Source organism: Cedecea sp. NFIX57 (assembly GCF_900177785.1).
Lineage (GTDB): Bacteria > Pseudomonadota > Gammaproteobacteria > Enterobacterales > Enterobacteriaceae > Cedecea > Cedecea neteri_C.
In genome coordinates this window covers 124994-142850 of the sequence record NZ_FXAS01000010.1, presented here as the reverse complement: position 1 = coordinate 142850, position 17857 = coordinate 124994, and the positions used below count along the sequence as shown (strand labels likewise).

The window sequence follows — 17857 nt, the reverse complement described above, 5'->3', positions numbered from 1 at the left end:
GGCAAGCTAATTGCAGCATATCCAGGGGGAAACGACTCCCCAACCAAGGAGATGAGCCATGCTTAGCTTACGCGCTGTTAATCAGTTCTACGGTGACCATCACATACTGTGGAACCTGGATCTCGAACTGACCCCGGGAGAATGCACCTGCGTGATTGGTGCTCCAGGCCAGGGAAAAACCACGCTCGTAAACTGCATTACTGGCTATTTACCAGTACAAAGCGGCAGTATGTTGTGGCAACAGGCGGGACAACCACCTGAGGATCTGGTCAATAAACCCGTTGAGCGGCGAGCTGCGCTTGGAATCGGCTATGTTCCCCAGGACAGACGCATTTTCTCTCAGCTTAGCGTTGAGGAAAACCTTCAGATAGCGATGATGGCAGGCCATCAGGCCCCCCGGGCCATTCCTGCGCTGATTGATGACCTGTTTCCCGAGCTCTATAGCCTACGGCAGGTAAAAAGCGGCGAACTTAGTGGAGATATGCAGCAACAGTTAGCGCTTGCCCGGGCACTGGTTTTAGAACCTAAGCTGCTGATACTGGATGAGCCAACTTTCGGTAGAGGCCAGAGATTCATCACGGAAATGGGCAATCTCATTCGGCGCTTAAACCACGATTTCGGCCTGACCATTTTGCTGGTCGAGCAGCGGCTGTCTTTTATTCGCCGGGTAGCAGACAAGTTTTGCCTGTTGCATAAAGGCCGGAATGTCGCACAAGGGAATGTCGCTCAGTTGGACGACAAGCTCGTTGCGGGCTGGCTAGAAACCTGAACGGAGTCTCTGCTATAAGTTTTTCAGCTTTGCCTGAAAGACTGGGTTGAGATCCGTCATCGCCCGATGCAGGTTGCACTGCCGTGTCACTTTTGCAATATCCAGCAAAGGGGAAGGTATGGACTTCACGCCAGCGCTGTTCATCCAGCACAACACCGCTTCGAGATTCCACAAAGCGGTCTTGCCATCGTGTACCGGGGCTGGAAATGCCTCCCGGGAAACCATGACCTTACGAATATATTGCCGGGACACGCCTAACAGTTCCGCGATGTCACTCAAGCCCACTAAATCAGGGGCAGCTTCAACCAATAACGCGCCAGGAATAATGCCTGAAACGTCCGTCAGCGCACTCAGCAAAGCGTCTTCTGCAGTGTCAGCCTCGCGGATGAAGTTCAAGGCGATGCGCCCCGTCACACCGATGCCAACAAGGGCATCATCACACCCTCCTGCGCCCAGCGCAGCAACCCACTTCTCTGGATCTTTTTTTCCTTCAGGTAAGGTAAAAACAAGCGTGAATGTGAATCCCGCCATGGTGCCTTCTCCTTGTTAATGCAGAACGCTGTGTGATGCCCTGTTAGCGCATCCATCCACAAGCCTGCGAATTTGTCTGGCATGGTTCTCAGCGTTACGAGGCGTGCTCCAGACGCAGCTGATGCAAAACTCCCCGCATCGACATGTTTTATCGTTCCATGGGCAATAAATCTTTCCCCAACAGTGCGAACCGCCCTCTTTTACCCGCCATCCCTGAAATTCGGCATAGCTTAAAGCTGCTTCAATTTCTTTTTGCGGGTGCCGTTTTCTGGCCATATCTCCTCCGGCTAAAAAAGCATCTCATAAAGGTTGTCTGATGACAACCAAAAGTAGGAAGTACTTTATAGAAGGTCCCGGCTGGAATGAATCTTTGTCTGTGGGGGAAATGCTAAAGCGGGAACCACCCCGAGGCTTTGCTGCGGGTGTGGCTTTTGTTACCGTCACCTTACGGCTTAGATCGTAATAACGGAGAGATCGAGGTAGTGACCAAGCGCGGTTTGATCGCTGAGATCCTCAAGCCTGGGGATCTCTCCCAGCAGCGGGGCCGGCAGCCGTTGTTTGAGCGTGGCGAGATATTCCGCGTGCCTTTTTCCTGCGGGTTGAACACCGTTTGCAATCCAGCCAGCTAACGGTAAACCGGCAGCCAGTACCGCCTGCGCCGTGAGCATCGCATGATTAATGCAGCCAAGCTTCACACCCACCACCAAAATGACAGGCAGTTGCTCACTGATGGCCCATTCGGCAAATGTCGTGGTGTCTGATAGCGGCGTGAACCAGCCTCCCGCGCCTTCAACCTGGATCCAGTCGGCTTTTCCGGTAAGATTTTCCAGGCCTGCAGACATTACGGAAAAGGTGATTGGACGCTGCTCCTCAGCACTAATGATGTGTGGAGAGGTTGGCTCAAGAAAAGCCAGCGGATTGATCTCCTCATAGGACACGTTGACCGAACTGTTGCGCTGCAGCGCTAACGCGTCGCTGTTACGAATGCCTTCAGGCGTCATTTCACTGCCAGAAGCCACAGGCTTATAGCCCACGGAGCGATACCCGGCAGTATTCGCCGCCTGGAGCAGCGCGCAGCTGGCGACTGTTTTCCCGACTTCGGTGTCGGTCCCGGTCACGAACCATTTTTTAATCACGTTCAATTACTCCAAAAATTATCTGCCAGCTAAGGGAGAACTGCCCATCTTGCCGGGGCCACGCTTCGCTCAGCCGCTGCAGTTGACCACGCGTCAGCAGAGTGTTTTTGCGACCATCGTGCAGGTGTGTTGCCCCAACGCCTTTTAGCGAACGCATGGCGCTCATGACGTCAGGAAAGCGCTGGCTTACGGTGCGGCTGGTTAATACGTAACGCCATGGCTGACACGCTTGTTCTATTTCGGCCACGGCTAAAAACTGGTTGGCATGCGCCCGTTCGTCAATCCCGCGCCAGGCCTCGTGCAGTTCAGGCAGTGAACCTGCCGCAAGCGTAGTAAATGCTACGCAGCCACCCGGTTTTGTCACGCGGTAAAGCTCGGATAAGCCTTGCTGCAGATCGCTGCACCATTGGACGGCAAGGTTGCTCCACGCCAGATCGACCTGTTCATTCGCTAACGGAACAGACTCGATATCCCCCTCAAGAAAACGATGCGCCGACTGGGTTTTCTGGCACTGCTCCAGCATCGCTTTCGAGATGTCCAACGCCAGCACTTCGCTTCCTCTTTCCTGCCAAATTCGGCTGTACCAGCCGGTGCCGCAGCCAGCATCCAGCACGCTTACGGTGCGGCGGTTTTCCAGCTCGGCCAGCAGATTATCACCACAGATACGCTGCAACTCGGCGAAACGCTCGTAGCTGCCTGCAGCCCGACTAAACGCTGCGGCGACGGCGGCTTTATCAACAAGCTGCGTCATAAAGTGCCTCCAGCAATGCGTCTATATCATCAGATGTATGGGCTGCCGTGAGGGTGATGCGCAGGCGGGCGCTGCCGGGGGGAACTGTAGGTGGGCGAATGGCGGTTAACCAGAAGCCCCGCTCTTTCAGGCGGGAGGCGAGATCCAGCGTGCGCTGATTCTCACCCACTATCAGCGGTTGTATAGCGCTGCCAGAATCCGCCAGATTCAGCGAGAGCCGGGTGGCTCCCTGACGAAAATGCTGAATATTTTCAGCCAGCCTTGCTCTGTACTCGTCGCCCTGCTGAACCACCTTTAACGCAGCCTGAAGCGAGACGGCCTGCGCCGGCGGCATAGCGGTGCTGTATATCAAGTGGCGGGCAAACTGCAGTAGGTAAGTTGCAACGTCTTCGTCGCACAATACCGCCGCGCCGCTGCCGCCAAACGCTTTGCCAAAGGTGACGACAAGAATATCCGGTTTGATTTTTTGCAGATGACAGCTGCCACGCCCTTCTTCGCCGAGGACACCAATACCGTGCGCATCGTCGACCATCAACCAGCCGCCAGCCTGTCTTGTTACCTGCGCAATTTCTGCCAGCGGCGCGCTGTCCCCGTCCATGCTGAAGATACCTTCAGTCAGGACAAGCTGTTCACCTTCATGCGGTTTACCCAGTTGCGTGGCAAGGGCCTGAACGTCGTTGTGATGAAATCGACGTAGCTGAGCCGGGCTTTGCATCGCCGCTTCCATCATTGAGGCATGGCAAAGTTTATCGGCGATAAGCGTGTCCGTTTTTTGCGCCAACGCGGAGATCACCGCCTGGTTCGCGCTGTAGCCGGAAATAAACAACAGCGCTCGCTCAAAGCCGAGCCAATCCGCCAGTTGTTCCTCAAACGCCTGATGTGCACGGCTATACCCCGTGACGTGGCCAGAGCCGCCGCTGCCAACGCCGAACTGCGTCGCGCCTTTTTGCCAGGCCTCCACAATCTGAGGGTGATGACTCAACCCCAGATAATCGTTACTGGAAAAATTTAAATATTCCCGACCGTTGGCCGAGAAGATACGCCCGTTACCGAGCGTATTGGCCTGCCGGGTGCGAAGGCTGGCGCTGGCCCGCCGTTCGCTTAAAGCCGCGGATATTCGCTGTGACCAGCTCATACCGCCGCCGCGTTGTAATAATTGTCGGTATCAGCGTTGAGAATCTGCCCGGCGAGCTGCTCCTGCTGTTCGTTGTCGCCCATTTCGGTGGTGGTTTGCTGCGGATTGAGCCCCAGCTTGCGGAACAGCTGCAGATCTTTGTCCTCTTCCGGGTTCGGCGTCGTCAGCAGTTTACAGCCGTAGAAAATGGAGTTTGCCCCGGCCATAAAGCACATCGCCTGCGTCTGCTCGCTCATCTGTTCACGGCCTGCGGAAAGGCGCACGTAGGAGGTTGGCATCATGATGCGTGCCACCGCGATGGTACGAATAAAATCAAAAGCATCCACGTCTTCGTTATCCGCCAGCGGCGTGCCTTTAACTTTCACCAGCATATTGATAGGTACGCTTTCTGGTGGCGTTGGCAAATTCGCTAATTGCAGCAGCAACCCGGCGCGGTCGGTGACGGTTTCACCCAGGCCGACAATTCCACCGGAGCAAACTTTTATGCCCGCATCACGGACTTTATCCAGCGTGTCCAGACGTTCCTGATAGGTTCGGGTCGTGATGATGTTGCCGTAGAATTCCGGGGAGGTGTCCAGATTGTGGTTGTAATAGTCCAGCCCTGCGGAGGCCAGACGCTGCGCCTGTTCATTGGTCAGCGTACCCAGCGTCATACAGGTTTCCAGTCCCATAGCGCGAACGCCCTGCACCATCTGCTCAAGGTAAGGCATATCGCGTTCATGCGGGTTCTTCCAGGCGGCCCCCATACAAAAACGGGTCGAACCCGCGTTTTTAGCCTTGCGGGCGGAGTCCAGTACCTGCTCAACTTCCATCAGGCGTTCAGCCTCCAGGCCAGTTTTATAGCGGGCGCTTTGGGGACAATACTTACAATCTTCCGGGCATGCGCCGGTTTTGATCGACAGCAAGGTACTGACCTGTACCTGACGGGGATCGAAATGCTGGCGATGTGTCTGCTGCGCTTCAAACAACAGATCCAACAAAGGTTTTTGAAATAAAGCAGTGACCTGCGACATTGTCCAGCGTGCGTGGTGAGCCATGGGGCCTCTCCAAAAGGGGTGTTATGAGAAATCGATTGACGTTATACTCGTAAACCTAAATGTTTTTCAAATGGTTTACAAGTCACCCTATGACCCCTGATGATTTAGCGTTCGACCAGCGACATATCTGGCACCCGTACACCTCTATGAGCCAGCCGCTCCCGGTTTATCCCGTTGTTGCCGGATCGGGCTGCGAGCTGCAACTGGATGACGGGCGAATGCTTGTCGACGGTATGTCTTCCTGGTGGGCGGCTATCCATGGCTACAATCACCCGCGGCTGAATCAGGCAATGAAGGCCCAGATTGATAGCATGTCGCACGTGATGTTCGGCGGGATCACTCATCCACCGGCCGTTGAGCTGTGCCGCAAGCTGGTCGCGATGACGCCTGCCCCGCTGGAATGTGTGTTTCTGGCGGACTCCGGTTCGGTCGCGGTTGAGGTCGCCATGAAAATGGCGCTGCAGTACTGGCACGCCAAGGGCCAGCCTCGTCAACGTTTTCTGACCTTCCGTAACGGCTATCACGGCGATACCTTTGGCGCGATGTCGGTCTGCGACCCCGATAACTCGATGCACAGCCTGTGGCAGGGCTATTTGCCTGAACATCTCTTTGCCCCGGCGCCGAAGTGCGGCTTTGGTGATGAGTGGGACGAGATGGATATAGTGCCGTTTGCACGCCTGATGGCCGCACATCGCGAAGAAATTGCCGCCGTTATTCTGGAGCCTGTCGTCCAGGGCGCGGGCGGAATGCGTTTTTACCACCCAGAATGGCTGCGCCGCCTCCGCCGCATGTGCGACCGGGAGGGAATTCTTCTGATTGCCGACGAGATCGCGACGGGCTTTGGCCGCACCGGGAAACTGTTTGCCTGCGACCACGCGGGTATTTCACCGGACATCATGTGTCTCGGCAAAGCCTTGACCGGGGGCACGATGACGCTCTCCGCGACGCTGGCCACCCGCCACGTTGCGGAAACCATCAGCGACGGTGAAGCCGGGTGCTTTATGCACGGCCCAACCTTTATGGGTAACCCCCTGGCCTGCGCAGTTGCCAGTGAAAGCCTGGCGCTCCTGGCGGAAGGTGACTGGCAGCAACAGGTCCCTGCGATTGAACATCAGCTTCGGGAAGGTTTGCTGCCGCTCACGGCGAACGAAAACGTAGCCGACGTGCGTGTGCTGGGGGCTATTGGCGTGGTAGAAACACGCAGGCCAGTGGATATGGCCGCTTTGCAGCGTTTCTTTGTCGAACAGGGTGTGTGGATCCGGCCGTTCGGCCGTCTGATTTACCTGATGCCGCCTTACATCATCAGCCCTGAGCAGCTGGAAAAATTAATTTTGGCCGTCACACAGGCGGTAAAAAATCCTGAGTTTTTCCGCTAGTTTCCGACTCAACCGGGCCGGTATCGCTCGCCGGCCTGGTCTCCCCTTCTCTAATCGTTTTCTGGAATGAATTTACACAAATAAATCCAGTTAAGTTATTAATCCCTTCCCGTCTCGCTGCCGATTAACCTTTCACCAGATTCACATCACAGAGAGACAGAAATGAAGAGAACCGTTGTACTCAGCTTCTGCCTGATAGCAGGCAACGCCCTGGCCGATACCGGCTCGCCCCAGCTAAAAGCGGAGTCGCAGTCAGTGATTCGCCAGGCGGGGTATCAGTGCGATACCGTGAACAGCGTGTACCCCGCCGCATTCGGGGGTTCACTTACCGTCTCCTGCGACAGTGACCACAAATATATTATTCGCAAGAAAGACGGCCAGTACACCGTAGAAAAAGATTAACCCCTCTCTTTTCATCCTCGGATAATGCCCTCTTCCCTCTTTCTGAAGCCGATTTGCACAAATCGGCTTCCCGTTTCGCTCAACTTAGTATAAAAAGCAGGTTTTGAAATAACCCTCTATTCCACCGTACAGCAAGGAGCAACCTTGAACACATTATCGGTTTCTCGTCGCGCCGCAGCCCTGGCTTTCGCCGTGGCGCTGAGTGCATGTAGCTCAACCCCACCCCAGGACAAACCGTCTACTCAGGTGGCGCCGGGAACCCAGTCCCGCCCGATCCTGGCGGCTGACGAAGCGCAGAATTTTGTGGCTGCACGCTACTTCACGTCAATGAACCCAAATGAAGCCGCGTGGACGCCGTCCTCGATTCGTACGCCTCAGCAGCCTGATTTCGTGGTTGGCCCTGCCGGTACGGCTGGCGTCACCCATACGTCAGTCCAGGCCGCGGTGGACGCTGCCATCATCAAGCACAGCAGCTCTCGCCTTTATATCGCCATTATGCCGGGTCAATATGAAGGTACGGTGTATATTCCTGCGGCTTCTGGCAGCGTGACGCTGTACGGCACCTCTGGCAACGCGGACGATGTCAAAATCGGCCTGACGCTGGACTCTGAAACCGACCCGACAACCTGGCGTCGCACCGTTAACCCAGGCGGGAAATACATGCCTGGAAAACCTGCCTGGTACATGTTTGATAACTGCCAGAGCCGCCGTGGCGCGACCGTGGGCGTGATGTGTTCCGCTGCCGTTTGGTCGCAGAATAATGGCCTGCAGCTCCAGAACCTGACCATCCAGAACACCCTGGGTGACAGCGTGGATGCCGGCAATCATCAGGCCGTGGCGCTGCGTAGCGATGGCGATAAAGTGCAGCTGAATAACGTTCACCTGCTGGGCCGCCAGAACACTTTCTTCGTCACCAACAGCGACGTTCAGAACCGCATGTTGACTAACCGTCAGCCGCGCACGCAGGTCACCAACAGCTACATTGAAGGTGATGTGGATGTGGTCGCAGGCCGCGGTGCGGTAGTGTTTGATAACACCGATTTCCGCCTGGTGAACAGCCGCACCAAAGAAGGTTACGTCTTCGCACCAGCTACTCTGCCGAACATCTACTACGGCTTCCTGGCCATCAACAGCCGCTTTACCGCAGCTGGTGACGCTCAGTTGGGCCGCTCATGGGACTTAGCCGGTGAAAACGGCCAGGCCGCGAATGGCCAGGTTGTGATCCGCGACAGCGTGATCAACGAAGGTTTCAACACGGCTAAGCCGTGGGGCGATGCGCTGGAGTCTAAGCGTCCGTTCGCTGGCAACGTTGGCACCAAAGACGATAAAGGCACGATCAAACGCGATCTGAATGACCCGAACTTCAACCGCATGTGGGAGTTCAATAACCGCGGCGTAGGCAGCCCGGTCGTCGAAGAGAAGTAATTTTTAACTCAGTAAGAAAAAACCTCGCCGCGGCGAGGTTTTTTTATGGCTGACAATCAGTGCGCGTTAATCACCACCCACATTGGGCCCTGCCCGACGGCGTAGCGGCCTTTTTCTTCCAGTAGCCCCTGTTCGCCATTAATTTTGTACACGGCGGCATGATGGGATTTCTGCCCGACGGCAACCAGGTATTTACCGCTGTGGTCAACGTTGAAACCGCGAGGCTGCTCTTCCGTCGGCTGGTAGCCTTCAATGTTCAACACGCTGCCATCTTCAGACACGCTGAAGACGGTAATAATGCTGGCGGTGCGGTCACAGGCATAAAGATGACGACCGTCCGGCGTGATATGAATATCGGCAGCCCAGCGGGTACCAGTGAAACCTGGCGGCATAAAGTCCAGCGTCTGCACACATTCAATTTTGCCGTGCGGGTCGCGCAGTTCCCAGACATCAACGCTGCTATTCAGCTCGTTCACGCAGTATGCATACTGCTGGTTCGGGTGAAACGCCATATGGCGCGGGCCTGCGCCCTCAACCGTCGTGACCTCAGCAGGCGTTTGCGCCACCAGCTTGCCGTCATCGGACAGCGTGAACAGGCAAATACGATCCTGCTTCAGCGCTGGCGTCCAGAGCGTGCGGTTATCCGGGGAGATGTTCGCCGAGTGGCAGCCGTCCAGCCCCTCAACCACATCCACGGTTTCGCCCGGCAGGCCATCGTTTTCAAGGCTAATCACCGCCACGTTTGCCGCGTTGTATGACGCGCTGAACAGGAAGCGACCTTTGCGATCGGTAGAAATATGGGTTGGGCTGCCCGGCAGAGGCGCCACGCCAGCTTCGGTCAGAGAGCCATCATCCGGCGTAATGCGGTAAGCCACTACGCGAAACTCAGGACGCACGCCAACGTACAGGAAGCGTTTATCCGGGCTGATAACCATCGGCTGAACTTGCCCTGGGGCATCAACCACCTGCACAAGGGTCATTTCACCGCTGGCGTGCAGCGTCCAGACGTGGATCTGCTGGCTTTCCGGGCTGGCGGTATAGACTGTCTGTTTCATGACTTTACTTTCCTCCTGACGTCGTAAGTAAGCATCATAAGGCCAGCTCACGGCGCGAGCGATTTTGCGCTACAGCATGAGCGGTGTACCATCGGAACGAACCTTATGAATAATGACTGGAACCCTAAATGAGTTATCGCGTAATTGCTCTCGATCTCGATGGCACCCTACTGACCCCGCAAAAAACAATTCTTCCGGAGTCCATTACGGCCCTTCAGCAAGCTCGCGAAGCGGGCGTGAAAGTGGTTATCGTAACGGGTCGCCATCATGTCGCCATACATCCTTTTTATCAGGCACTGGCTCTGGATACACCTGCAATTTGCTGCAATGGCACTTATTTGTATGATTATCATGCAAATAAGGTTCTGGCGTCCGATCCCCTTCGCCCGGAGCAGGCCACGAAAATGGTAGATTTACTGACGGCTCATCGGGTGCATGGCCTGATGTACGTCGACGATGCAATGCTCTATCTCGAAAGCTCAGAACACGTCAAAGCCCACGTCACCCGCACCCAAACCTGGGCGCAATCATTACCTGAACACCAGCGCCCGGTTTTCCGCAGCGTGCCTTCACTCAAAGAGGCTGCTCAGGACGTGGAGGCTATCTGGAAATTCGCCCTGACGGATTCAGACATTCCTAAGCTCAAGCAGTTTACCGTTGAGGTAGAGCGCGAACTGGATCTCTCCTGCGAGTGGTCATGGCACGATCAGGTTGATGTCGCCCAGCGTGGCAACAGTAAAGGGGCTCGCCTGGCTCAGTGGGTAGCGTCTCAGGGTCTGGCCATGGATCAGGTGATTGCATTCGGTGACAACTACAACGATCTGAGTATGCTGGAAACTGCCGGGATGGGCGTGGCCATGGGCAATGCCGACGACGCGATAAAATCCCGCGCGAATATGACTATCGGCACGAATCTGGAAACCGGGATCGCCGAAACGCTTTATAAGTACGTGCTGTAATCAGGTTGCGATCGACACGCTTTTCACTTGCGCATACAGCCACTGGCCAGGTTTTACCGCCAGTTCGTCCCGGGCCCAGGGGCTGATACGCGCCCACAGCGTGCGGGAACCCACTTCGAGCTGCACCTCCACCTGCCCTTCATCATCAAAGCACTGAGCCACCCTCGCCCGCAGCACATTACGAATGCTGCTGTTAACCGGCGGCTGAAGCACCAGCGAGACGTCAGAAGCCTGGATGCGAATGCGCAGTGGAGCCTGCACCGGTTTGTCGATTTTGTTCACCCACAAATGCTGATCACCAAGCGCCAGCGCCGTCATAGCGTAATGCGGATGGTGCTCCAGCACGGTAACTTTCAGCACGCTGCTTTGCTGTTCCTTAGGCAACCACGGATGCATCACGCTGCTGCCCCAAACCTCTTCAAGATTGCCAAATGCTTTAACATTTCCGGCATCCAGCACCAGCACTTTGTCCGCCAGATGTAAGATTTCCTCCAGCGAGTGGCTCACGTACAGCATGGGAATGTTGATCTCGCGGGCGAGCCGCTGGAGATAAGGCAACAATTCACGTTTACGGGGGATATCCAGCGAGGCAAGCGGCTCGTCCAGCAGCAGCAGCTCCGGCGCGGTCAGAAGAGCTCGCCCGATAGCAACGCGCTGCTTTTCACCACCGGAAAGGCTCCAGGGGAAACGCTCCAGCAACTCTTCAATGCCGAGCAATGTCACCAGCTTGTCGAACTGGCCGGCCATGCTTTTTGCCATACCGTATTTTAAATTGCCGCGCACACGGTAGTGCGGGAACAGGCGCGCATCCTGGAACACATAGCCAACCCGGCGCTTTTCCGGCGGCAGATAAAGTTGCTTTTCGGCATCGCTCAGGACGCGATCGTTCAACACGATTCGCCCCTGTTCGGGTTTAGTCAGGCCGCTTATAGCGTTGATTAAGGAAGTTTTTCCTGCACCGGAGACACCAAAAACAGCCGTAATGCCCTGGCCCGGCAGGATTTCATTGATTTCCAGCCGATGCGTACCCAGAGTTTGAACGAAGTTAAGTTCCAGCATCAGTTTGCCCCCATACGTTTACGGCTGACTCTCGCCAGCCATTCGGCCACCAGCAGTGAGGCCATCGCCAGCGCGATAGCGATCAGGCATAAACGTGCGGCGGCGCTTTCTCCGCCGGGGGTTTGAATCAGGGTATACATGGCCGAAGGCAGCGTTCGAGTTTCACCGGGAATGTTGGACACAAAAGTAATTGTTGCGCCGAACTCGCCCAGCGAGCGGGCAAAGGCCAGCACGGTACCGGCAATAATACCTGGCAGCGTTAAGGGCAAAGTAATGGTGCAAAAGACACGCCAGCGCCCTGCGCCCAGCGTTCTGGCCGCCTGTTCAAGACGGAGATCAACCCCTTCCAGCGCCAGGCGGATTGCCCTGACCATCAGCGGGAAAGACATCACCGCCGCCGCCAGCACCGCCCCTCGCCAGCTAAAGGCGAAGGTAATGCCAAACCAGTCATACAGCCAGGCACCGATAAAACCGCGGCGGCCAAAAGCCACCAAAAGCAGATAGCCCACCACCACCGGCGGCAGGACCAGGGGAAGATGAATCAGGCTGTCGAGCAAGGCTTTGCCCGGGAAACGGCAGCGAACCAGCACCCAGGCAAAGAAGATCCCGATAGGAAGACTGAACAGTACCGCAATAGATGAAACTTTTAGGCTTAGCAGTACTGCCTGCCACTCGGGATCGCTCAATATCATTGTTTCGTCGTAAATCCGTATTTTTGGAAGACTTTCGCCGCTTCCGGTCCTTTCAGATAGCTATAGAACGCGGTCACTGACGAGTTATCGTGGCCTTTCACAATCGCAATCGGGTATTCCACTTTCTTGTGAGAATCTTCCGGGAAGGTCCCCACGACTTTTACGCCTTTTCCAGCGACGGCGTCAGAACCGTAAACGATGCCCAGCGGCGCTTCGTCACGCTCAACCAATGCCAGCGCACCACGGACGTCTTCGGCCGGAGCAAGTTTACTGGATAAGCTGTCCCATGCGCCCAGCTTTTGCAGCGCCTCTTTGGCGTAAATCCCCGCAGGAACATGATCGGGATCGCCTACGGCCAGACGACCACCTTTTAGCAGCGATGCCCAGTCGGTTTTCGCATCAATGGTGATGTCGCCCTGCTTGCTGGCAGTCGGTGCAACAACGACCAGACTGTTACCTAGCAGCGTTTCGCGAGTGTCCGTTTTGATGGTGTCTTTCTCAACAGCATAATCCATCCATTTCTGATCGGCAGAAATAAACAGATCGGCTGGCGCCCCCGCTTCAATCTGGCGAGCAAGCGTGGAAGAAGAGGCAAAAGAAGAAGCGATCTCAACTTTCTTCTCTTTCTGATATTGCGTGGCAATATCCTGCATCGCATTGGTTAACGATGCCGCCGCAAAGACGGTAATTTTGCTACTTTCAGCCAGTGCCTGGCCTGCCAGAGAAACAGATAATGCCGCCCCCAGGGCGAGGCGAACCCAACGTTTATTCATGTTTTCACTCCGTTTGTTTCGTTATGTAACGTGAAATATAACGATTGCAATGCGGAAGATACAGAATTTATCGGCAGAAAGACGAAGGCCTTTAAAGTTCTTGACGGAGATCAACGGAATGACTGCGTGTGGGGCGCTAAGGCGGCAGAAAGAGAAAACCCGGCAAATGCCGGGCTTTCAGGGAATCAGTGATGCTGTTTCGGCTGTTGGTCGCGATGACCGACTTTTGAAAAGACGTTAAACACTTCACCCAATCCATAGATGAGACCGAGGATGACTGCCATCACAACCGGCACCATGACCACGGCAAACACCAGGCTTTTCAATAACTCGAACATAGTTGCCTCCGGCAAAAGCGAGAGTGATTATTCTAGCGGCAGTTGAGAAAAACGCACTCTCCTTTTGTGCCATTTGCCTGCCCAGTGTGGCTTATCCAGCTGACCAGGTATAAGGTGCCGCAACGCCAAGCGGCATTTCCAGCCCCCACCACACCAGCAGGAAGAGGCTCCAGCTCACCAAGAAGGCGATAGAATAAGGCATCATCATTGATACCAGCGTGCCCACGCCAGCGCCTTTCACATAGCGCTGGCAGTAAATCACGATCAGCGGGAAGAACACCATCATCGGCGTGATAATGTTTGTGGAAGAATCACCGATGCGGAACGCCGCCTGAGTAAGCTCTGGCGATATCCCCACGGCCATAAGCATCGGCACCATAATAGGTGACAGCAGCGCCCATTTTGCCGAAGCCGAACCAATCAGCAGATTAACCAGCGCCGTCAGCAGCACCATACCGATGATTGTCGCCTCTCCCGGCAGCGCCATGGCTTTAAGGCCGTCCGCCCCCGCCAGCGCCACCAGTGTACCAATATTCGAATCGCTGAAGGCCTTAATGAACAGCGCACAGAAAAACGCCATCACCATATAAGAGCCCATTTTGCTCATTGAGTCGTTCATCGCCCCAATGACGTCTTTCCCCGATTTAAAGGTGCCTGCCGCAAAACCATAGACAATGCCCGGCAGAATAAAAATCAGGAAGATGAGCGGGACGATAGACTTCATGACAGGCGCGCCGAAGTCGGTTAACGCGCCTGCCGGGCTGCGCAGCGTTGAGCTTTCAGGCCAGGCGGCAGCGGCAAGCCCCAGCAAACTAAGGAGCATCACCAGGCCCGCACGACGGAATGCCCGACTCTCTTCTGGCGTGACGCTGGACATATCTTCATCGTGCTTAAAGTCGCCATCAACCGCCATTTTACTGACCCGAGGCTCGACGATTTTCTCCGTCACCCACCAGCCAACGAGGGTGATCAATAGTGTTGAGCCTATCCCGAAGAACAGATTACACAGCGTGTTCACGGTATACGTTGAGTCGAGCAGCTGAGCCGCGGCCTGGGTGAAACCTTGCAGCAGCGCGTCGTTGCCGGTTGGCACCATATTGGCCGCAAAGCCACCGGATACGCCGGAGAATGCCGCCGCGATCCCCACCAAAGGATGGCGCCCGGCGGACATAAAAATAATGGCACCGAGAGGGATCACCAGCACATATCCCGCATCTGCCGCGACGTGACTAAACATTGCGACAAAAATCAGCATCGGCGTCAGCAGTTTTTTCGGCGTAACACGGAGCATTTTTTTCAGTGCAACGTTAATAAAGCCGGAGCTTTCGGCAACGCCAACGCCCAGCATAGCCACCAGAACGATGCCTAAAGGAGCAAAACTGGTAAAGGTGGTCACCATCGTAGAAAGCGTATGTGTTAACGCCTCGGCAGAAAGCAGGTTGTTGACCTGCACGGCTTGCTGAGTCACCGGGTTAACGATATCAAACTCTAACTGTGACAGCGCGGCGGATAGCCCCATCACAACCAGTAAAAAATAGAAGAAAATCAGCGCGGGTTCCGGCAGTCGGTTACCTGCTTTCTCAATGGCATTAAGAAAACCGTTCAGCAAGCGATTCTCTTTTGCCTCATTTCCTTTTGTTGTCAGCGTACTCATAGTTGCCCCTAATCCCGAGATATGTGTGTTCTGTCATCCAATGTACGGCAGGGATAATAGGGGTAATCACAAGACGAAACTATTCTTTTAATGAAATTAATCTCTGAACAAGAGCTGGTTAATAAAAATTAAAATCCAATAAAAAGACAAAATCTGGTTATTAATTCGATATAACCGAGCAGTAACCATAGTTTTAGTTCGCGTAATCAGGACGATTTGTCCCCTGGCGGCAAACTGATATAATTTTCCCCCATGATTACAAAGGGAAACGCTGAGCCGATTTGCGGCGCGGAGAAACTATGCAGGCTGAAATTTTATTAACGCTGAAACTCCAGCAACGGCTGTTCGCCGACCCGCGACGCATTGCGCTGCTTAAACAAATTCGCCACACGGGATCGATTAGCCAGGGCGCAAAACTGGCGGGCATCAGTTACAAAAGCGCATGGGATGCGATTAACGAAATGAATCAGCTGGCAGAATCAAGCCTGGTTGATCGCGCCACTGGCGGCAAAGGCGGCGGCGGTGCCGTCCTGACCCGGTACGGTGAGCGCCTGATTCAGCTCTACGATCTGCTCGCGCAAATTCAACAAAAGGCCTTTGATGTTTTGCAGGATGATGCCCTGCCCCTGGACAGCCTGCTCGCCGCCATCTCCCGTTTTTCACTGCAAACCAGCGCCCGCAATCAGCTGTTTGGTACGGTACTTAAACGCGATGACGAACAGGTTCAGCAGCACGTCGATATTCTGCTGGCTGACGGTGAATCGCGTCTGAAAGCGGCGATTACCCGTCAAAGCGCAGAGCGGCTGGGGCTGGATGAAGGCAAAGAAGTATTGGTGCTTATCAAAGCACCGTGGATAGACGTCACAACGGATGCTAATGCGGCGCGCAATGCCGATAACCAGCTGCCGGGCAAAATCAGCAGCATTGAGCAGGGTAAAGAGCAAAGTGAAGTGCTGATTCAGCTGACGGATGGACAAACGCTGTGCGCCACCCTGCCGAATATCCACGTAGAACAGCAGGCGCTGGCAGAAGGTGCTAAGGTCACAGCATATTTCAATGCAGACAGGGTCATTGTCGCCACACTCTGCTAAAAGTCCGCTTCTCATTGACATCAACGCAGACACGCCGTAAATCTGTAGCTTCATCGCTGCAAAAAATGGGATAAAACATGTCTGCGTTGCAAATTTCGCAAGGTACGTTTCACCTTAGCGACATAAAAACCCTTACCCTGAACGATCTTACCCTTCACGCCGGAGAAAGCTGGGCGTTTGTTGGGGCGAACGGCAGCGGTAAATCCGCTCTTGCCCGCGCGCTGGCCGGTAGCCTGCCTATCATGAAGGGCGAACGCCACTGCGACTTCACCCGCATTGCTCATCTCTCTTTTGAACAGTTGCAAAAGCTGGTCAGCGACGAGTGGCAGCGCAATAACACCGATATGCTAAGCGCCGACGAAGACGATACCGGCCGCACCACAGCAGAAATTATCCAGGAAGAGGTGGTCAATGAGGCCCGTTGCCGCGATCTGGCCGCGCTGTTTGGCATTGAACATCTGCTCACCCGCCGCTTTAAATATCTGTCGACGGGAGAAACACGCAAAACGCTGCTTTGCCAGGCGCTAATGTCGGAGCCAGAACTGCTGATCCTGGATGAACCGTTCGACGGGCTGGACGTGAAATCTCGCCAGCAGTTGGCAAGCCTTCTCGAACAGCTTAGCGCCCAGGGCTACACCCTGGTTCTGGTCCTGAACCGATTCGATGAAATCCCGGATTTTGTGAAGTTTGCCGGCGTGCTGGCGGACTGTACGTTGACAGAAAGCGGTAAAAAGCAGGCACTGCTTGAGCAGGCGCTCATCGCTCAGTTAGCCCACAGCGAGAAGCTGGCGGGCGTGGCGCTCCCGGAAGCCGACGATCCGTCTGCCCGCTATACGCTGCCGGAAAACCAGCCTCGTATTGTGCTTAACGATGGCGTGGTGGAATACAACGATCGCCCTATCCTGCACAAACTTAGCTGGTCAGTGAATCCCGGCGAGCACTGGCAAATTGTCGGCCCTAACGGCGCAGGAAAATCCACGTTACTCAGCCTGATCACTGGCGATCACCCCCAGGGTTATAGCAACGATCTGACGCTGTTTGGGCGCCGCCGGGGCAGCGGCGAGACAATTTGGGATATCAAAAAGCACATTGGGTACGTCAGCAGCAGCCTGCATCTGGATTACCGCGTGAGCACCACCGTGCGAAACGTTATTCTGTCAGGCTATTTCGACTCGATTGGGATCTACCAGGCCGTTTCAGATCGTCAACAGAAGCTGACCCGCGAATGGCTGAATATGCTGGGCATGGATAATGCCACCGCCGATGCGCCTTTCCACAGCCTTTCATGGGGGCAGCAGCGCCTGGCATTGATTGCCCGTGCGCTGGTTAAGCACCCAACATTGCTGATCCTGGATGAACCTTTGCAAGGGCTGGATCCGCTCAACCGCCAGCTGATACGTCGCTTTGTCGATATTTTGATTGGCGAGGGAGAAACACAGCTGCTGTTTGTGTCCCACCATGCCGAAGATGCGCCCCAGTGCATTACCCATCGGCTGACGTTTGTCCCGGACGGCGACAAATATGGCTATCAAATAGAAAATATTCTTCCCGCATAATCCTTCAAGGCGCTGCGGCGCCTTTTTCATATACAGCCGCAGTCAGACTTTCGGAATAGACGCACCCTTTCATGTTTACGCATTTGTTTTACAATGCGTTATATCCTTTTTATTCACG

At 55.0% G+C, this 17857-nt stretch carries 19 protein-coding genes; 7 read left to right on the top strand and 12 right to left on the bottom strand.

The features are described 5' to 3' along the window. Positions 1-58 precede the first annotated feature (58 nt). Entirely contained in the window at positions 59-769 is a 711-nt protein-coding gene (locus B9Y90_RS10970) for an ABC transporter ATP-binding protein (RefSeq protein ID WP_039291286.1), read from the top strand. Between the two features lie 12 nt (positions 770-781). On the opposite strand, the gene B9Y90_RS10965 is transcribed toward B9Y90_RS10970, so the two are convergent. From B9Y90_RS10965 to bioB, 6 genes are all read right to left on the bottom strand, one after another. Then, complete coding sequence (locus tag B9Y90_RS10965; protein WP_085541235.1) at positions 782-1300, bottom strand: helix-turn-helix transcriptional regulator; 519 nt, start codon at positions 1298-1300, stop codon at positions 782-784. 15 nt (positions 1301-1315) lie between these two features. Continuing rightward, complete coding sequence (locus tag B9Y90_RS27305; protein ID WP_071842715.1) at positions 1316-1576, bottom strand: hypothetical protein; 261 nt, start codon at positions 1574-1576, stop codon at positions 1316-1318. Between the two features lie 176 nt (positions 1577-1752). Then, positions 1753-2436 carry a dethiobiotin synthase gene (bioD, locus tag B9Y90_RS10955; protein ID WP_085541234.1) on the bottom strand — a complete coding sequence of 228 codons (684 nt, stop codon included), beginning with the start codon at positions 2434-2436 and terminating at the stop codon, positions 1753-1755. After that, positions 2429-3187 carry a malonyl-ACP O-methyltransferase BioC gene (bioC, locus tag B9Y90_RS10950; protein WP_085541233.1) on the bottom strand — a complete coding sequence of 253 codons (759 nt, stop codon included), beginning with the start codon at positions 3185-3187 and terminating at the stop codon, positions 2429-2431. Before bioC ends, bioD begins: the two co-directional genes overlap by 8 nt. Further along, the gene (bioF, locus tag B9Y90_RS10945; RefSeq protein ID WP_085541232.1) at positions 3171-4322 is read right to left on the bottom strand and encodes an 8-amino-7-oxononanoate synthase; all 1152 of its coding nucleotides are present in this window, start codon (positions 4320-4322) and stop codon (positions 3171-3173) included. Before bioF ends, bioC begins: the two co-directional genes overlap by 17 nt. Beyond that, the gene (gene bioB, locus B9Y90_RS10940; protein ID WP_039291276.1) at positions 4319-5359 is read right to left on the bottom strand and encodes a biotin synthase BioB; all 1041 of its coding nucleotides are present in this window, start codon (positions 5357-5359) and stop codon (positions 4319-4321) included. Before bioB ends, bioF begins: the two co-directional genes overlap by 4 nt. Before the next feature lie 89 nt (positions 5360-5448). Here bioB and bioA point away from each other — a divergent pair, with 89 nt between their 5' ends. The 3 genes from bioA (at position 5449) to B9Y90_RS10925 (ending at position 8562) form a co-directional block, all read left to right on the top strand. Further along, positions 5449-6735: an adenosylmethionine--8-amino-7-oxononanoate transaminase gene (gene bioA, locus B9Y90_RS10935; RefSeq protein ID WP_139827385.1), complete on the top strand. Its 1287-nt coding sequence runs from the start codon at positions 5449-5451 to the stop codon at positions 6733-6735. Positions 6736-6897: 162 nt separating this feature from the next. Beyond that, complete coding sequence (locus tag B9Y90_RS10930) at positions 6898-7137, top strand: hypothetical protein (protein ID WP_039291273.1); 240 nt, start codon at positions 6898-6900, stop codon at positions 7135-7137. A 144-nt stretch (positions 7138-7281) separates the two neighbouring features. Beyond that, complete coding sequence (locus B9Y90_RS10925; RefSeq protein WP_085541230.1) at positions 7282-8562, top strand: putative acyl-CoA thioester hydrolase; 1281 nt, start codon at positions 7282-7284, stop codon at positions 8560-8562. Positions 8563-8618: 56 nt separating this feature from the next. On the opposite strand, the gene pgl is transcribed toward B9Y90_RS10925, so the two are convergent. Continuing rightward, positions 8619-9617 (bottom strand): 6-phosphogluconolactonase, encoded by a 999-nt coding sequence (gene pgl / locus B9Y90_RS10920; RefSeq protein ID WP_039291268.1) that lies wholly within the window; start codon positions 9615-9617, stop codon positions 8619-8621. 128 nt (positions 9618-9745) lie between these two features. Between pgl and B9Y90_RS10915 the strand changes: the two genes are divergently transcribed. Beyond that, complete coding sequence (locus tag B9Y90_RS10915) at positions 9746-10576, top strand: pyridoxal phosphatase (RefSeq protein ID WP_085541229.1); 831 nt, start codon at positions 9746-9748, stop codon at positions 10574-10576. Here B9Y90_RS10915 and modC read toward each other — a convergent pair whose 3' ends face one another. The 5 genes from modC to B9Y90_RS10890 form a co-directional block, all read right to left on the bottom strand. Then, a complete protein-coding gene (gene modC, locus B9Y90_RS10910; protein ID WP_085541228.1) occupies positions 10577-11635 on the bottom strand; it encodes a molybdenum ABC transporter ATP-binding protein ModC in 1059 nt (352 codons plus the stop codon). After that, complete coding sequence (gene modB / locus B9Y90_RS10905) at positions 11635-12327, bottom strand: molybdate ABC transporter permease subunit (protein WP_039291263.1); 693 nt, start codon at positions 12325-12327, stop codon at positions 11635-11637. Before modB ends, modC begins: the two co-directional genes overlap by 1 nt. Next, on the bottom strand, positions 12324-13100 hold the full coding sequence (gene modA, locus B9Y90_RS10900) for a molybdate ABC transporter substrate-binding protein (RefSeq protein ID WP_085541227.1): 777 nt from the start codon (positions 13098-13100) through the stop codon (positions 12324-12326). Before modA ends, modB begins: the two co-directional genes overlap by 4 nt. A gap of 185 nt (positions 13101-13285) precedes the next feature. After that, the gene (locus B9Y90_RS10895) at positions 13286-13438 is read right to left on the bottom strand and encodes an AcrZ family multidrug efflux pump-associated protein (RefSeq protein ID WP_008456213.1); all 153 of its coding nucleotides are present in this window, start codon (positions 13436-13438) and stop codon (positions 13286-13288) included. A 91-nt stretch (positions 13439-13529) separates the two neighbouring features. Next, positions 13530-15092 (bottom strand): AbgT family transporter, encoded by a 1563-nt coding sequence (locus tag B9Y90_RS10890; protein ID WP_085541226.1) that lies wholly within the window; start codon positions 15090-15092, stop codon positions 13530-13532. 299 nt (positions 15093-15391) lie between these two features. Here B9Y90_RS10890 and modE point away from each other — a divergent pair, with 299 nt between their 5' ends. Both modE and modF read left to right on the top strand, forming a co-directional pair. After that, positions 15392-16183 carry a molybdenum-dependent transcriptional regulator gene (gene modE / locus B9Y90_RS10885; protein WP_039291258.1) on the top strand — a complete coding sequence of 264 codons (792 nt, stop codon included), beginning with the start codon at positions 15392-15394 and terminating at the stop codon, positions 16181-16183. Positions 16184-16260: 77 nt separating this feature from the next. Continuing rightward, positions 16261-17739, top strand: coding sequence for a molybdate ABC transporter ATP-binding protein ModF (gene modF / locus B9Y90_RS10880; RefSeq protein WP_085541225.1), 1479 nt, complete (start codon positions 16261-16263; stop codon positions 17737-17739). Positions 17740-17857 lie beyond the last annotated feature (118 nt).

What these genes read in the sequence shown, in the direction of transcription:
- B9Y90_RS10970 (WP_039291286.1), top strand. Translation starts at nt 59, where the DNA reads ATGCTTAGCTTACGCGCTGTTAATCAGTTCTACGGTGACCATCACATA.
- B9Y90_RS10965 (WP_085541235.1), bottom strand. Translation starts at nt 1,300, where the DNA reads ATGGCGGGATTCACATTCACGCTTGTTTTTACCTTACCTGAAGGAAAA.
- B9Y90_RS27305 (WP_071842715.1), bottom strand. Translation starts at nt 1,576, where the DNA reads ATGGCCAGAAAACGGCACCCGCAAAAAGAAATTGAAGCAGCTTTAAGC.
- bioC (WP_085541233.1), bottom strand. Translation starts at nt 3,187, where the DNA reads ATGACGCAGCTTGTTGATAAAGCCGCCGTCGCCGCAGCGTTTAGTCGG.
- bioF (WP_085541232.1), bottom strand. Translation starts at nt 4,322, where the DNA reads ATGAGCTGGTCACAGCGAATATCCGCGGCTTTAAGCGAACGGCGGGCC.
- bioB (WP_039291276.1), bottom strand. Translation starts at nt 5,359, where the DNA reads ATGGCTCACCACGCACGCTGGACAATGTCGCAGGTCACTGCTTTATTT.
- bioA (WP_139827385.1), top strand. Translation starts at nt 5,449, where the DNA reads ATGACCCCTGATGATTTAGCGTTCGACCAGCGACATATCTGGCACCCG.
- B9Y90_RS10930 (WP_039291273.1), top strand. Translation starts at nt 6,898, where the DNA reads ATGAAGAGAACCGTTGTACTCAGCTTCTGCCTGATAGCAGGCAACGCC.
- pgl (WP_039291268.1), bottom strand. Translation starts at nt 9,617, where the DNA reads ATGAAACAGACAGTCTATACCGCCAGCCCGGAAAGCCAGCAGATCCAC.
- B9Y90_RS10915 (WP_085541229.1), top strand. Translation starts at nt 9,746, where the DNA reads ATGAGTTATCGCGTAATTGCTCTCGATCTCGATGGCACCCTACTGACC.
- modC (WP_085541228.1), bottom strand. Translation starts at nt 11,635, where the DNA reads ATGCTGGAACTTAACTTCGTTCAAACTCTGGGTACGCATCGGCTGGAA.
- modB (WP_039291263.1), bottom strand. Translation starts at nt 12,327, where the DNA reads ATGATATTGAGCGATCCCGAGTGGCAGGCAGTACTGCTAAGCCTAAAA.
- modA (WP_085541227.1), bottom strand. Translation starts at nt 13,100, where the DNA reads ATGAATAAACGTTGGGTTCGCCTCGCCCTGGGGGCGGCATTATCTGTT.
- B9Y90_RS10895 (WP_008456213.1), bottom strand. Translation starts at nt 13,438, where the DNA reads ATGTTCGAGTTATTGAAAAGCCTGGTGTTTGCCGTGGTCATGGTGCCG.
- B9Y90_RS10890 (WP_085541226.1), bottom strand. Translation starts at nt 15,092, where the DNA reads ATGAGTACGCTGACAACAAAAGGAAATGAGGCAAAAGAGAATCGCTTG.
- modE (WP_039291258.1), top strand. Translation starts at nt 15,392, where the DNA reads ATGCAGGCTGAAATTTTATTAACGCTGAAACTCCAGCAACGGCTGTTC.
- modF (WP_085541225.1), top strand. Translation starts at nt 16,261, where the DNA reads ATGTCTGCGTTGCAAATTTCGCAAGGTACGTTTCACCTTAGCGACATA.